Source organism: Nocardiopsis alba DSM 43377, assembly GCF_000341225.1.
GTDB lineage: Bacteria > Actinomycetota > Actinomycetes > Streptosporangiales > Streptosporangiaceae > Nocardiopsis > Nocardiopsis alba.
Window position 1 is genome coordinate 59,447 of the sequence record NZ_ANAC01000002.1, and the last position, 14,765, is coordinate 74,211.

At 69.8% G+C, this 14,765-nt stretch carries 12 protein-coding genes and 1 riboswitch; of the genes, 7 read left to right on the plus strand and 5 right to left on the minus strand.

The window, feature by feature from the left end; all coding sequences use genetic code 11:
- Positions 1-8: 8 nt before the first annotated feature.
- Positions 9-1,601: an MFS transporter gene (locus tag D451_RS0101895; protein ID WP_017533222.1), complete on the plus strand. Its 1,593-nt coding sequence runs from the start codon at positions 9-11 to the stop codon at positions 1,599-1,601.
- Positions 1,602-1,777: 176 nt separating this feature from the next.
- Here D451_RS0101895 and argJ read toward each other — a convergent pair whose 3' ends face one another.
- Positions 1,778-2,938 carry a bifunctional glutamate N-acetyltransferase/amino-acid acetyltransferase ArgJ gene (argJ, locus tag D451_RS0101900; protein ID WP_017533223.1) on the minus strand — a complete coding sequence of 387 codons (1,161 nt, stop codon included), beginning with the start codon at positions 2,936-2,938 and terminating at the stop codon, positions 1,778-1,780.
- A 174-nt stretch (positions 2,939-3,112) separates the two neighbouring features.
- Here argJ and D451_RS0101905 point away from each other — a divergent pair, with 174 nt between their 5' ends.
- On the plus strand, positions 3,113-4,147 hold the full coding sequence (locus tag D451_RS0101905; protein ID WP_026124747.1) for a serine hydrolase domain-containing protein: 1,035 nt from the start codon (positions 3,113-3,115) through the stop codon (positions 4,145-4,147).
- Here D451_RS0101905 and otsB read toward each other — a convergent pair.
- Together otsB and D451_RS0101915 are read right to left on the minus strand one after the other, a co-directional pair.
- Positions 4,116-4,961: a trehalose-phosphatase gene (otsB, locus tag D451_RS0101910; protein ID WP_017533225.1), complete on the minus strand. Its 846-nt coding sequence runs from the start codon at positions 4,959-4,961 to the stop codon at positions 4,116-4,118. The genes D451_RS0101905 and otsB overlap by 32 nt on opposite strands.
- A gap of 95 nt (positions 4,962-5,056) precedes the next feature.
- Positions 5,057-5,341: a DUF3263 domain-containing protein gene (locus D451_RS0101915; RefSeq protein WP_014908429.1), complete on the minus strand. Its 285-nt coding sequence runs from the start codon at positions 5,339-5,341 to the stop codon at positions 5,057-5,059.
- A gap of 231 nt (positions 5,342-5,572) precedes the next feature.
- Here D451_RS0101915 and D451_RS0101920 point away from each other — a divergent pair, with 231 nt between their 5' ends.
- The gene (locus tag D451_RS0101920; protein WP_026124748.1) at positions 5,573-6,739 is read left to right on the plus strand and encodes a S8 family serine peptidase; all 1,167 of its coding nucleotides are present in this window, start codon (positions 5,573-5,575) and stop codon (positions 6,737-6,739) included.
- A 269-nt stretch (positions 6,740-7,008) separates the two neighbouring features.
- A complete protein-coding gene (locus D451_RS0101925; protein ID WP_014910340.1) occupies positions 7,009-7,587 on the plus strand; it encodes a GrpB family protein in 579 nt (192 codons plus the stop codon).
- A gap of 75 nt (positions 7,588-7,662) precedes the next feature.
- Here the strand turns inward: D451_RS0101925 and D451_RS0101930 are convergent, their stop codons facing one another.
- Positions 7,663-9,099: an alpha,alpha-trehalose-phosphate synthase (UDP-forming) gene (locus tag D451_RS0101930; RefSeq protein WP_017533226.1), complete on the minus strand. Its 1,437-nt coding sequence runs from the start codon at positions 9,097-9,099 to the stop codon at positions 7,663-7,665.
- 300 nt (positions 9,100-9,399) lie between these two features.
- A riboswitch (SAM riboswitch) is annotated at positions 9,400-9,538 on the plus strand.
- 13 nt (positions 9,539-9,551) lie between these two features.
- Here D451_RS0101930 and thrC point away from each other — a divergent pair.
- From thrC to groL, 3 genes are all read left to right on the plus strand, one after another.
- Positions 9,552-10,811, plus strand: coding sequence for a threonine synthase (gene thrC / locus D451_RS0101935; protein ID WP_017533227.1), 1,260 nt, complete (start codon positions 9,552-9,554; stop codon positions 10,809-10,811).
- A 55-nt stretch (positions 10,812-10,866) separates the two neighbouring features.
- Complete coding sequence (locus tag D451_RS0101940) at positions 10,867-11,145, plus strand: ubiquitin-like small modifier protein 1 (protein ID WP_014908476.1); 279 nt, start codon at positions 10,867-10,869, stop codon at positions 11,143-11,145.
- Between the two features lie 447 nt (positions 11,146-11,592).
- On the plus strand, positions 11,593-13,224 hold the full coding sequence (groL, locus tag D451_RS0101945; RefSeq protein ID WP_014908880.1) for a chaperonin GroEL: 1,632 nt from the start codon (positions 11,593-11,595) through the stop codon (positions 13,222-13,224).
- A 109-nt stretch (positions 13,225-13,333) separates the two neighbouring features.
- On the opposite strand, the gene zwf is transcribed toward groL, so the two are convergent.
- Positions 13,334-14,743 (minus strand): glucose-6-phosphate dehydrogenase, encoded by a 1,410-nt coding sequence (zwf, locus tag D451_RS0101950; RefSeq protein ID WP_017533228.1) that lies wholly within the window; start codon positions 14,741-14,743, stop codon positions 13,334-13,336.
- Positions 14,744-14,765: the final 22 nt, after the last annotated feature.

A 14,765-nucleotide genomic window follows, 5' to 3' on the forward strand; every position in this document is an offset into this window, starting at 1 on the left:
GGGAGAACATGACGACACAGGCCTCGCCGCCGTCGGCGCCGACCGCGCCACCTGACCGGATCAAGGGCGGCTTCACCAAGAGCCCCTGGGCGACCCTGGTCGCCATCGCCTTCGGCGTGATGATGGTGGCGCTGGACGGCACCATCGTGGCGGTCGCCAACCCGGCGATCGGCGCCTCGCTGGGAGCCTCCCTCGCCGAACTCCAATGGGTCACCCACGGCTACCTCCTGGGCCTCGCGGTCTTCCTGATCACCGCGGGCAAGCTCGGCGACCGCTTCGGCCACCGCAACACCTACCTCGTGGGCGTGGTCGGGTTCGTCCTCTCCTCGGTGGCCATCGCGCTGTCGTCCGGCGTGGTCATGCTCATCGCCTTCCGGATCGTGCAGGGCGTCTTCGGCGCGCTGCTGCTGCCCTCCGCGATGGGGCTGATGCGGGCGAGCTTCCCGCCCAGCCGACTCGGCCGGGCCTTCGGCGTCTTCGGCAGCCTGATCGGCGCCGCCACGGCGGGCGGACCGATCCTGGGCGGCGTGCTCGTGAGCGCGTTCGGCTGGGAGGCCGTCTTCTACATCAACGCCCCGGTGGGCGCGCTCGCCTTGGCGCTGGGGATGTGGCTGCTCTCGGCCAACGCGCCGACCGACCCCGGCAGCCGCATGGACGTGCCCGGCATCGTGCTCATCAGCATCACCATCTTCGCCCTGGTCTGGGCCCTGGTGGAGGCGCCGAGCATCGGCTGGGGCCACCCGATCACCCTGGCCTCCCTGGGGGCCACCCTGGTCTTCGGGCTCGCCTTCGTGCTGTGGGAGCGCAGACCCGAGCAGCCGCTGATCCCGCTCGGCCTGTTCACCAACCCGTCGGTGTCGATCGGCGTGGTGCTGACGGTGCTGATGGCGGTCGGCCTGATGGGCTCCCTGTTCTTCATCACCTTCTACCTCCAGGGCGTGCGGGGGATGAGCCCCGCCCAGACCGGGCTCCAGCTCATCTCCATGACCGCGATGATGGCCATCACCTCCCCGATCGCAGGTCGGATCCTGGACCGGGTCGGTGCCAGACCCCCCACGACGGTGGGCCTGCTGTCCGCGTCGATCGGCATGTTCATGCTCTCCCGGTTGGACGGGGAGACCGGCGTGCCCTACATGTCGGTGGCCTTCGTGCTGCTGGGCGTGGGGCTGAGCCTGGTGATGACCGGCGCCACCGCCGCCATCATCGGCAACGCCCCGGTGCGGTTCGCCGGGGTCGCCTCGGCCGTGCAGCAGGCGGCGATGCAGCTCGGCGGTTCGCTGGGCACGGCGGTCCTGGGCGTGGTCATGTCCGCGACCATCGTCTCCACCCTGCCCTCGCACTACGGTTCCGCCGGGCTGGAGGAGCCCTCCTCGGGTGAGCTCGCCGGTATGCAGAGCACGGTCGCGCAGGGCGGGGCGGTCGTGCCGGAGGGGGCCGACGCCACCGTCACGGCGGCGGTCACCGAGGCCAGCAACCTGGCCTTCCTGGACGGGCTCCACCTGGCGTTCATCATCGCCTCGGCGCTACTGCTGCTGGGCGCGATCCTGGCGCTGTTCATGCGTTCGGGGCGGATGACCGACGGTCCCGTCGTCCACGTGTGATCCGGTTCCGTGCGGCCGAACCCGGCCTCACGCCAGGACCCCGCCCGGGTCGATACGGCCGGCACGGGCGGGCATGGATGTTCATCGAAGACGGCGGGTCGATGTCCCGCCGGACATGACGAGGGCCCCGGTCGATCGGACCGGGGCCCTCGCGGTATCGGGCCGGAGGGGTCGCCTCAGGTCGTGTAGTCGGCGTTGATGCGGATGTAGCCCTCGGTCAGGTCGCAGCCGTAGACGGTGAAGTCGCCGTCGGCGATGCCCAGGTCCACCCCGATGAACACCTCGTCGCCCTTCATGTGGCGGGAGGCGCGCTCCAGGGTCTCCTCGGTGGACTCGGCCGGGAAGGTCTCCACGTCGCCGAAGACGATCCGTACGTTCTCCGGGAGGACGTCGGTCTCGTCCGAGCACTTGCCCACGGCCATCGCGACCCGGCCCCAGTTGGGGTCGGCGCCGTGCACGGCGGTCTTGACCAGTGGGGAGTTCACCACGGCCTTGCCGATCCGCTTGGCCTGGGCGTCGTCGCGGGCACCGGTGATCCGCACCTCGATGAGCTTGCCGGCGCCCTCGCCATCGGAGGCGATCATCCGGACCAGCTTCAGGGCCGCCCCGTACAGGGCCTCCTCGAAGGCGGCGACGTCCACCGGGCCGGCGAGGCCGTTGGCGAAGATCGCGGCGGAGTCGCTGGTGGAGGTGTCGCTGTCGATGCTCAGCGCGTTGAAGGTGCGGTCCACGACCCGGCGGAACACCTCGTCCAGGACCGGCTGCTCCAGTTCGGCGTCGGTGAAGAACCAGGCCAGCATGGTCGCCATGTCCGGCTCGATCATGCCGACGCCCTTGGCCATGCCGGTCAGGGTCGCCTCGCCCACCTTCACGGACACGATCTTGGGGTGGGTGTCGGTGGTCATCATCGCCGAGGCGGACCGGTCCAGGTCGGCCGGCGGGAACTCGGCGGGCAGCCCGTCCAGGTACTCGCGCATCCGCTCCATCGGGTAGGGGCGACCGATGACACCGGTGGAGGCGATCAGGAGATCGTCGGGGTCGATCCCGGCGGCCCGGGCCACGCGTTCCTGGACCTCGCGGGCGTCGCGGGTCCCGATCTGCCCGGTGGCGACGTTGGCGTTGCGGGCGACCACGGTGACCCCTCGGGCCCGACCGTCGGCGGCGGCGTCGCGGCTGAGGCGCACGCTGGGTCCGGCGAAGCGGGATCGGGTGAACACCGCGGACACCACCGCCGGGGTCTGGGAGACCACGGCGAAGAAGTCGTCCTTGGGGTCCTTGATGCCCATGTTTCCGGCCACGCCGACGAATCCGGCGGGAACGGGGGTCTGGCTGCTCATGGTCCTCCTCGGGGAACTCGTGGTCGACAGCCTACTTCGCCACGCCCAAGTGCCCTGATTACGGCCTCTACCTGCGGGGGTTTCGTACTGTTCGGAGACGACGAGGGTGTGACAAGCCCGGGTCGACGGGGTATCCGCCGAGAGTGGAGCAGACCGCTCGGGGGGAGGCGTGTGGTGCGTGATGGTGACTGGCTCACGGAAACGGGAGCGCGGATCCGAGGGGTCCTGAAGGTGATGGTCGACGCCGACTGGCTTCCGGGAGGGGCGGCGGTCATCGGTACCGGAGGAATGTGGGAGTTCGTCGCCGTCGGTCGGATCGACGGCGAACACGACACCGCTCCGGACGTGTCCTACGACGTCGCGAGCCTGACGAAGGTGATGGCGACCTGGCCGTTGGTCGGTAGAGCGGTCGCCGAAGGGGTTTTGGACCTCAACGCTCCGATGTCCGAATACTTTCCGGGGGAGGAGCTTCCCGGGGCCTGGGTGACGACCCGTCAGATCCTCACCCACACCAGCCGACTCAACCAGGTCACCTGGTTGGAGCGGTACGTGGGGACCGACCAGGATCTGGCCGAGGCCATCCTGGAGGACCCGCTGGAGGAGCCCGGCTACCTGTACGTGGACCGCGGCTTCATCCTTTTGGGTCTGTTGTTGGAGCGTCTGTACGGGCGGGGCCTGGACCGGCTGACCGCCGATCTGTGGGACCGGTTGGGGATGCGTTCGACCACCTATGGTCCGCTGCCCCGTTCGCCCCACGTGGCGCCCACCGAACGCCGTCTGGTCGGCACCGCCCCCACCTGGGGCGTGGTGCACGACGAGGCGGCGGCGCTGATGGGCGGGGTGGCCGGGCACGCCGGTGTGTTCAGCACCGCCATCGATCTGGGCGCCTTCGCCCGGGAGATCCTGCGTCTGAGCGAGGACGGCGAAGAGGGGGAGGTCCCGGGCTCGTTCATCAGGGAGAGCTGGACGCCGCAGGTGGACGCGGGCAACGGACTCTCACGGGGTCTGGGCTGGCTCATCACCCCGGAGGGGGTGGTCTACCACAACGGTTTCACCGGGACGAGCCTGTTCATGCACCCCGAGAGCGGAAGGTACGTGGGCGTGCTCACCAACGCCGTGCACTACGGGCGCGACCGCACCGGGCTGGTGGATCTGCGTACGGCGGCCCGTGCGGCGCTCATTCCACAGGCCCGCGAATCCTCTTCGTGAGTTCGGCGAGGAGTTCGGCCAGACCGGCGGGGCCGGGGACGACCAGGTCGGCCGCGTCGGCCACCTCGGTGACCTCGTCGGAGGAGGAGCAGACGGTCAGACCGGGCACGTCGCGCTCGCGCAGGGCCGTGACGGCGGCGAAGGCGGGCAGGTCGCCCAGGTCGTCGCCGGCGTAGAGGACGGAACGCGCCGCCCTCTCCTCGACCAGTGAGGTGAGGGCGGCACCCTTGTCCACACCCTGTGGACGGAGCTCGATCACCATCCGGCCCGGCTCCAACTTGAGCTCGGCACGCTCGGCCAGTTCCTTCAAGGGCTCGGCGAGCAGCGCCAAGGCCCGGTCGGGGTCCTCGGCACGCCGTGTGTGCACGGCCAGCGAACGCCCCTTGTCCTCGATCCAGGTCCCGGCGGGGGCTCCGGAGGCCTTCACCAGGGCGGGCAGCTCGGAACGGACCAACGCCACCCCGGGCGGCGGGTCGGCGGCGATCACCCGCCCGTCCACCCACCGTTCGGCTCCGTAGTGGCCGAGGACGACGATGCCGGGCACCCGGTCCAGCCCGCCCAACAGCACGGCGGTCTCGGCGGGGCGTCCGGTGATCACGGCGACCGTTCCGACCAGGTCGGCCAGGTCGGTCAGTGCCTCGACGATCCCGGCCTGGGGCGCCGAGTCCCGGGGGTCGGCGACGATGGGCGCCAGGGTGCCGTCGAAGTCGAAGCCGGTCAGCGCCGTAGAGGGGTCGTCCAGCAGCGCCGTCAGGGCGGCGCGTCCGGCGTCGGTCGTGGGGGAGAGCAGGGGTCCGGGCTCGGCCGGGGACATGCGAGGACCTCGTCATCGTCGTCGGTGGGGAACGCCGTGGCGGCCCCGAGCGGGATCACCGTCGGGGCCGTGTGCGCGGGGCACGCCATCGTGGTTCAGAGATGGATTCCCAGGCGGCGGGCGTTGCGCTGCCGCTGTCGGTCGGCGCGCAGGCGGCGCAGCCGCTTGACGGTCATCGGGTCGAAGGCCGCGGCCTCGGGACGGTCGACCAGACCGTTGAGCAGTTGGTAGTAGCGGGTCGCGGAGAACCCGAACTCGTCACGGATCGCCTGCTCCTTGGAGCCCTCGAACTTCCACCACTGGCGTTCGAAGGCGAGGATGCGCTGTTCGCGTTCGGCGAGGGCCGACCGGCCGTCTTCGGCCGGACCGATATTCGGCATAGGACACCCCCTGGACGGGTCTTCGGTTGGTCCGGATCGGCGCGACTCATGCTAGCGACTCGACATGCCGTATGAGGAGCGCAAACCCTAGGACTGGCAGCAGAGATACAGTTGCCTTCCCTACCCTGCACAGTACTTGTCCAAGCCGGAATCGTGTGCGCATGACAGAATTGCGAGGGTCCGGGGGAGGGCCCGGCGGAACGCCGACCGCAACGTTCGAGGGAGCCTGACGTGCTCGGGGGCAACAGCCGTAGCAGGACATACAAACGCCATCTGCTGGGCGTCGTGGCGGGGGCCTGCGCGTCCCTGGCCGTGCTGGGGGGAACGGCGGCTCCCGCGGCCGCGGACATTCCCGACTTCAGACCCGAGCAGTGGGCTCTGACGTCCATCGGCGCTCAGGAGGTCTGGGAGCGGACCGAGGGCCGCGGTGTCACGGTGGCCATGCCCGGTGCCTCCGTGGACGAGGAACACCCCGACCTGCGCGACAACGTCGAGATCGACACCGAACTCGGTGAGAACGGGACCGCGAATCAGCAGGGTACGGCCGCGGCCGCCCTGGTGGTGGCGCACGGCCACGGCATGGACGCCGACGGCGGTGTGCTGGGAGTGGCACCGGAGGCCTCCGTCCTGGCGATCCCCACCGAGGGGGACCTGTCCAAGGCGGTCCGGCACGCGGTGGAGAGCGGGGTCCAGGTGATCCTGCTGCCCAGGGCCGGTGACGGGAGTGAGGCGCTGCTGGAGGCCACGGCCTTCGCCACGGATCGCGACACCCTGGTGGTCGGCCCGGCCGGTGGTGAGGAGGACCCCAACGTTCTGGCCGTGGCGGGGGTGGACCAGAACGGGGGACTCGTACCGGAGTCGCCCGACGCCTCCCTCATCGACCTGACCGCCCCCGGCGTCGAGCTGGAGACCGCGGGCCCGGACATGGGACAGACCCAGGTGGACGGCGCGCCCTACGCGGCGGCCATCACCGCCGGAGCGGCGGCCCTTCTCACCGCCGAGTACCCGCAGCTGGACCCGGCGCAGCTTCGCGACGCCATGGTCGAGGGCTCCCAGGAGGGGAGCGGCGGCCTGCCCACGCTGCACGTGGAGTCGGCGATGGCCCGCGCCTCGGGCGAGGCGCAGGACATCCCGCTCATCGACGAGAACCTGGTGCAGGAGGACCAGGGCGTGCACATCCCGCTCTGGATGTGGTTCGCCCTGATCGGCCTGGTCCTGGCGGTCATCGTGCTGGGCCTGGTGCTGTGGGTGCGTCGCAGCTCGGCGGACCCGTACGGGGTCAAGGCCGAGCGCGAGGCCGAGGAGGAGGAATTGGCGCTGGAGCGCGCCGCCCAGGCCCGTGAGGAGGAGCGGCCGTCGCGACGTAGGAAGGGCGGCCGTCGCCGCAAGAGCAAGTAGTCGGCGCTATGACCGACGACGAACGGGGTGCCTCTCGGGGCGCCCCGTTCGTCATGTGAGGGGTGGGAGAGTGGGGGAGAAAAACGGGTCGGCGCGTTTCTTCCGAACGGTGCGAAAGTTGGTTCCGCGTGCCGTCATAAAAACGGAGAAAAGCGTCATAGCCGACGGTCAGCCCAGGTCAACAGTCCGTCATCGAGGAAATGCGCGTGCATATGTAAGCCACGTGAGAGGTCTTGACTCGCGCATCACCAGGGACAAGGCTGTGTGGAATGTCCTCCCTGAAGTCCCCCTCGCTTCCCTCTCGCGGCGAGCCCCGGCCCGGACCGACCCCACAGGGCCCGGTGAACGGGCGGATCGCCATCGTCCCCCACGACCCCAAATGGCCCTACCTGTTCCGGCAGGAGGCCGACCGGATCCGCGGCGCCCTCGGCGAACGCGCCCTCACCATCGAACACGTCGGCTCCACCGCCGTGCCCGGGCTGGACGCGCGCCCGTGCATCGACGTCCTGATGGTGGTGGACGACCCCGACGACGGCTCGACCTACCTGCCGGAGTTGGAACGGGCCGGCTACAGCATGTCCGTCCGCAGCACGGACCGCGTCGAATACCGGCTTCTGAAGGGTTCCCGGGTCAACGTGAACCTGTTCGTCTTCTCCGAGAACTGCGCCGAACCGCGACGTATGCGCGCGTTCCGCGACCTTCTCATCGCCGACGAGGAGGCCCGCGAGCGCTACGCGGCGTTCAAGCGGGAATTGGGCGAACGCACCTGGGAGCGGCTCCAGGACTACATCGACGCCAGGAACGGGATCGTCGCCGAACTCATGGCCCGGGTGCCCGACGCCGAATGAGGCCCGGTTCGGACGGGTGACGGACACGGAACGGGCCCCGAAGGTCCAGGGCCCGTTCCGGTGGAGACGGTCGACTCAGCCCAGGGAACGGAGCTGGTCCTCGAACCAGCGGCGCGGCGGCAGGGCCACCGCCGCCTCGGCCAGACGCTCCCGGCGCTTGCGCCGCTCCTCCTCGGGCATCGTCAACGCGGTGTGCAGCGCCTCGGCGGTGTCCAGCGTGTCGTAGGGGTCGACCAGCAGGGCGGCGTCGCCCAGCTCGTCGGCGGCCCCCGCCTCACGGGAGAGCACCAGGGCGCAGTCGCGTTCGGACAGCACCGGGCCCTCCTTGGCGACCAGGTTCATGCCGTCCCTGATGGGGTTGACCAGCAGCACGTCCGCGAGCTGGAACGAGGCGAGGGACCGGGGGTAGTCGTCGTCGACCTCCAGGATCACCGGGGTCCACTCGGCGGTCGCGAACTCCTCGTTGATCTCCTTGGCGGTCCGCAGCACCGACTCGGTGTAGGCGCGGTACTCGGGCACGTCGCCCCGGCTGGGGTAGGCGAACGCCAGATGGGTGACCCGGCCCCGCCACTCCGGGCGCGCCGTCAGCAGCTCCCGGTAGGCCTCCAGTCCGCGCACGATGTTCTTGGACAGCTCGGTCCGGTCCACACGCACGATGAGCCGGGTGTCCCCGACCAGGTCGAGCAGGGTACGCCGGCGTTCGGCGACGGCCGGCTCGGCCGCGCTCTCGCGCAGCAGGTCCTCGTCGGCGCCCAGGGCGTGCACGCCCACCTCGATCACCCGGCCGCCGTGCTCCACGGTGCGTCGTTCGAGATCGACGTCGGCGCGCAGGATCTCGGCGCAGCAGCGCAGGAAGGCGTCGGCCCAGCGGGGGCTGAGGAAGCCGAGGTGGTCGGCGCCGAGCATGCCCTCCAGTAGTTCCCGCGCCACCTGTGAGGGCAGCATCCGGAAGTACTCCGGCGGGGCCCAGGGGGTGTGCGAGAAGTGCGCGATGCGCAGGTCGGGGCGGCGGTTGCGCAGGATGTGGGGGACCAGGGCCAGGTGGAGGTCCTGGACGGCCACGCGGGCGTTGACTGCGGCCCCGGCCACCAGCGCGTCGGCGAAGGCCTCGTTGTAGGCGCGGTAGTGCCCCCACTGTTCTCGGAAACGTGAACCGAAGGACGGCTTGTTGGGGGTGTCGTACATCATGTGCTGCACGAACCACAGGGTCGAGTTGGACACGTCGGTGTAGGCGCCGGTGAGCACGTCCGCCGGGATGTCCAACATGTGGACGCTCATCCCGCCCAGGTCGTGAGTACGGTCCAGCCGCGCCCCCGGGGCCTCACCGGCGGCGCGCCGGTCGGAGTCCGAGAGGGCGGCGCAGACCCAGAGGGAATCGATCCCGGTGGCCACCGAGATCATCCCCGAGACCAGGCCGCCGCCTCCCCGTCGGTGTTCCAGGGAGCCGTCGGCCGTGGTGGAGAAGGAGACCGGCCCTCGGTTCGAGGCGATGAGGATCTGTGCCTTGTCCACGTCTTGGTCCTCTCAGGAGCGCGTGCGGATGGTGGGACGGTGGGTCCACGTGGAAGGGCGCCCGGACGAGGGGCGCATCCGTAGGTCTCGCCTGCGGGCCCCGGATCCAAACACGGCCAAGGTCCCTCGGGACGCGGTCGCACCACGGGGAACGCCGGGAACCCGCTCCGACAAGGCCGTCTCAAGTTGTATCGAAATATGAGACGCGAGTGTAATACGGGTCACCCTCGATGGAAAACCGGGCGATACGTCCGTTACAGTGGCGGTGCGTTCTCCGAGGAGAGAGCCACAATTTCATATTGCTCATCCAGAGGGGTGGAGGGACCGGCCCTGCGAAGCCCCGGCAACCATCTCGTCATGTGGACACGCGTTCGTGTCCCGGTCGAGGCAGGTGCCAACTCCGGCCTGGGGTCAAGGTGGCCACCAGGAAAGATGAGGGGAGACGCCTCGCCATGGCGATTGCCGCCACTGAACCCACCGCCGTCCGCGCCTTCGGCCCGGGGACCGCCCTCTCCTGTCGGGAGTGCGGCGAACGCTACGAGCTCTCGCCGATCTTCGCCTGTGGCTTCTGTTTCGGCCCCCTCGAGGTCGCCTACGACTTCGGGAACGTCTCCCGTGAGGAGATCGAGAGCGGCCCCAAGAACATCTGGCGCTACCGCTCCCTCCTGCCGGTCCCCGACAACGTGGCCGAGCTCCCGAACATGAACCCCGGTCTGACCCCCCTGGTCCGCGCCGACCGTCTGGCCGCCGAACTCGGCCTCTCCTCCCTGCACGTCAAGGACGACTCCGGCAACCCCACGCACTCCTTCAAGGACCGCGTGGTCGCGATCGCCGTCGAGGCCGCCCGCACCTTCGGGTTCACCACCCTGTCCTGCTCCTCCACCGGCAACCTCGCCGGAGCGGTCGGCGCCGCCGCCGCCCGGGCCGGCTTCGAGTCCTGCGTGTTCATCCCCGCGGGGCTCGAGGAGGGCAAGGTCGTCATGGCCGCGGTCTACGGCGGCAAGGTCGTCGCGATCGACGGCAACTACGACGACGTCAACCGCTTCTGCTCCGAGCTCATCGGCGACCCGGCCGGCGAGAGCTGGGGCTTCACCAACGTCAACCTGCGGCCCTACTACGCGGAGGGCTCCAAGACGCTGGCCTACGAGATCGCCGAACAGCTCGGCTGGCGGCTGCCCGACCAGATCGTCATCCCGATCGCGTCCGGCTCCCAGCTCACCAAGATCGACAAGGGCTTCCAGGAGCTGATCAAGGTCGGCCTGGTCGAGGACCGCCCCTACAAGGTCTTCGGCGCCCAGGCCACCGGCTGCTCCCCGGTGGCCAAGGCCTGGGAGAACGGCCACGACGTCATCCAGCCGGTCAAGCCGGACACCATCGCCAAGTCGCTGGCCATCGGCAACCCGGCGGACGGGCCCTACGTCCTCGACATCGCCCAGCGCACCGGCGGTTCCATCGAGCACGTGGGCGACGACGAGATCGTCGACGCCATCAAGCTCCTCGCCCGTACCGAGGGCATCTTCGCCGAGACCGCGGGCGGCGTGACCACCGGTGTCCTGCGCAAGCTGGTCCGTGAGGGGAAGCTCGACACCGAGGCGGAGACCGTCATCGTCAACACCGGCGACGGGCTCAAGACCCTCAACGCGGTCGACGCGGGCGTCACCGCCACCATCAAGCCCTCGCTGAAGGCGTTCACCGAGGCCGGGCTGGCCTGACGGTCACCTCCCGCCGCTTTCGCCACCGCACTTCACAGACCAGGAGAACCACCACATGAGCGCCAGCGTTCGCGTCCCCACCATCCTGCGCACCTACACCGGTGACGCCTCCGAGGTCAGCGCCGAGGGCTCCACCCTCGCCGAGATCCTCGACGACCTGGAGGCCAACCACCCGGGCATCCGCGCCCGCATCCTCGACGACAACGGCAAGGTACGCCGCTTCGTCAACGTCTACGTCGGCGACGAGGACGTCCGTTTCGAGAAGGGCCTTCAGACGGAGGTCAAGGACGGTCAGCAGGTGTCGATCATCCCGGCCGTGGCCGGAGGCTGCTGAGCCCGAGGTTCCACGCCTCGCATGAGCATGAGGGGCGGACGTCTCGCCGAGACGTCCGCCCCTTCGTCGTGGGACCCGGCTCGTGAGGCCCGGGTGAATCGGGGGGTGCAGGAGGGTGCGGCCGGGGTCGCTCCTGGGTAGGAGGTCACGGAGCGGCCGATCCTCCCTGTTCGCCCACCGCTCAAAACGCCCGGAACGAGGCATGTTCCTCCAGGTGACGGGTGTTCCTCCGGCTGTGGAAATCGTGACCACATCGTTTGCACTCTCCATGGGCGAGTGCTAAAAAGGTGACTGGTTAGCACTCACCTTTGTCGAGTGCTAACCGGATCGAGGCTGCGAGATCACGGGCCTCCGACGGAAGGGTGTCGGGGGAACGCGGTCGTCCGTCGCGGGCGCAGGCCTCGTCCCCGTCGCGTATCAGCCCGGTCACGGGAGGACAAGAACTCAATGGCAGCCAAACTGATCGCGTTCGACGAGGAGGCCCGTCGCGGCCTCGAGCGTGGCATGAACCAGCTCGCGGACGCCGTGAAGGTCACCCTCGGTCCCAAGGGCCGCAACGTCGTTCTGGAGAAGAAGTGGGGCGCCCCCACGATCACCAACGACGGTGTCTCCATCGCCAAGGAGATCGAGCTCGAGGACCCGTGGGAGAAGATCGGGGCCGAGCTGGTCAAGGAGGTCGCCAAGAAGACGGACGACGTCGCCGGTGACGGTACGACCACCGCCACCGTCCTGGCCCAGGCCCTCGTCCGCGAGGGTCTGCGCAACGTCGCCGCCGGCGCCAACCCGGTCGGCCTCAAGCGGGGCATCGAGGCCGCCGTCGCCCGCATCAACGAGGAGCTCGGCAACCTCTCCAAGGACGTCGAGACCAAGGAGCAGATCGCCTCCACCGCCTCCATCTCCGCCGGTGACACCCAGATCGGTGAGACCATCGCCGAGGCGATGGACAAGGTCGGCAAGGAAGGCGTCATCACCGTCGAGGAGGGGCAGACCTTCGGGCTCGAGCTGGAGCTCGCCGAGGGCATGCGCTTCGACAAGGGCTACATCTCGCCCTACTTCGCCACCGACCTCGAGCGCATGGAGACGGTCCTCGAGGACCCCTACATCCTCATCGTCAACTCCAAGATCTCCAACAACAACGAGTTCCTGCCCGTTGTCGAGAAGGTCCTGCAGTCCGGCCGTCCGCTGATGGTCATCGCCGAGGACGTCGCCGACGGCGCCCTCCAGACCCTCGTGGTCAACAAGATCCGCGGCACCTTCAAGTCCGTCGCCGTCAAGGCCCCGGGCTTCGGTGACCGTCGCAAGGCCCAGCTCGGCGACATCGCCGTGCTGACCGGCGGCCAGGTCATCACCGAGGAGGTCGGCCTCAAGCTCGAGAACACCGAGCTGGAGCTGCTGGGCCGCGCCCGCAAGATCGTCGTCACCAAGGACGAGACCACCATCGTCGACGGTGCCGGTGACGCCACCGCCATCGCCGGTCGCGTGAACGAGATCCGCAACGAGATCGAGCGCACCGACTCCGACTACGACCGCGAGAAGCTCCAGGAGCGTCTCGCCCGTCTGGCCGGCGGCGTGGCCGTCATCAAGGCCGGCGCCGCCACCGAGGTGGAGCTCAAGGAGCGCAAGCACCGCATCGAGGACGCCGTTCGCAACGCGAAGGCCGCCGTCGAAGAGGGCATCCTGCCCGGTGGTGGTGTCGCTCTGCTCCAGGCCAGCGTCCCGGCCTTCGAGAAGCTCGACCTGGACGGCGACGAGGCCATCGGCGCCGACATCGTGCGTCGCGCCATCGCCGAGCCGCTCAAGCAGATCGCGGTCAACGCCGGCCTCGAGGGCGGCGTCGTGGCGGACAAGGTCAAGAACCTGGAGCCCGGGTTCGGCCTGAACGCCGCCACCGGTGAGTACACCGACCTGTTCAAGGACGGCGTCATCGACCCGACCAAGGTCACCCGTTCCGCTCTGCAGAACGCGTCCTCGATCGCCGGTCTGTTCCTGACCACCGAGGCCGTCATCGCCGAGAAGCCGGAGAAGGCCGCGGCTCCCGCCGGCGACCCGACCGGTGGCATGGGCGGTATGGACTTCTAAGAGGTCCGAACCTCCGAGGTCCGGATACGCGACCTCGCCCGCGACGACCGGGCGGTCCCCTTCGGGGGTCCGCCCGGTTTCGCCTTTTCCGGGGGCGCTCCCTCGCGGCTCAGTCGATGCCGTGCGGGCGGATCGCGTCGGCGGGCGGATGCCAGCCCGAGGACCCCGGAAGCTCCAGGGACGAGACGGGGCCGTAGGTGCCGCGCTCATAGGTCTCGGGCACGGACGTCAGGTCCACGATCGGGTCGACGATCCGCCACGACTCCTCCACCACGTCGAAGCGCACGAACCTTCCGGGGTCGCCCACCACGGCCCCGCGCAGCACGTTCTCGTAGGCCTCATGACCACGGCCGAGCCGTCGGCCGATGTCGGCGCCGATCGCGATCGGTACCGGGGAATCGCCCTCGGCGCCGGGGGCGTTCAGGGACGTCTCGATGGTCGCCCCCGACCAGGGCTCCAGCTGGAAGCGCACCAGGTCGGCGGGGCCCGGGTAGAGGTCGATCGGGGGCCGCGCGAACTCGACCACCACCTCCCAGGAGGTGAGCGGCAGGTGTTTGCCCGAACGCACGTAGAACGGCACCCCCGCCCACCGCGGGGCGTCCACCCACATGCGCAGCGCGAAGAAGGTCTCCGTGGTGGAACGCGGATCGACCCCCTCCACGTCGAGGTAGCCGTCGTAACGACCCCGCACCACGTCCTCGGGGGTCAGGGTGCGGGTGGCGCGCAGCACCCGCAGTTTCTCGTCCTCGATCGCGGCCGGGTCGGTGGACAGCGGCGGTTCCATGGCCAGGAGGGCGAAGAGCTGCAACAGGTGGTTCTGGAAGACGTCCCGGATCGCCCCGGCCGCGTCGTAGAAGGAGCCCCGGTCCGCCACGCCGAAGTCCTCGGCCATGGTGATCTGCACGTTGTCGACGTGGGCGCGGGACCAGAGCGGTTCGAGCAGGCCGTTGCCGAAGCGGGTCAGCGGCAGGTTGCGCACCGACTCCTCGCCCAGGAAGTGGTCGACCAGGTAGAGACGCTCCTCGGGAAAGCAGGCGAGGAGCCCGTGCCGCAGTCGGCGGGCCGAGGCGAGGTCGTCTCCCAGGGGTTTCTCCACCACCAGGCGGGAATCGTGGGCGAGCCCGCTGTCGGCCAGGGCCCGCGCCACCTCGACGAACAGGGCGGGCGGCACCGCCAGGTAGTGCGCGGTGAACGAGACGCCCCGCAGGGCCTCGCCCAGTCGGGTGTAGGTCTCGTGATCGTCGAGGTCGCCCGAGACCAGGGTCAGCCGGCCGGCCAGGTCGTCGAAGACCGCCTCGTCGATCCGGCCGTCGAGGGCGGTGTCGTGTTCGATGATCGCCTCCCGGGCCCGACGCCGCAGGGTGTCGGTGTCCCAGCCGCTCCGGGCCACGCCCACGATCCGGGCGGGGGCCTCGCCCCGCTCCACCAGGTGGTAGAGGGCGGGCATGAGGTACTTCCGCGTCAGGTCTCCGGTGACCCCGAAGATCACCAGGGCGTCGGCGTCGGGTCCGGTCGTCATCGTGCTCCCCCCACTTCGCGGC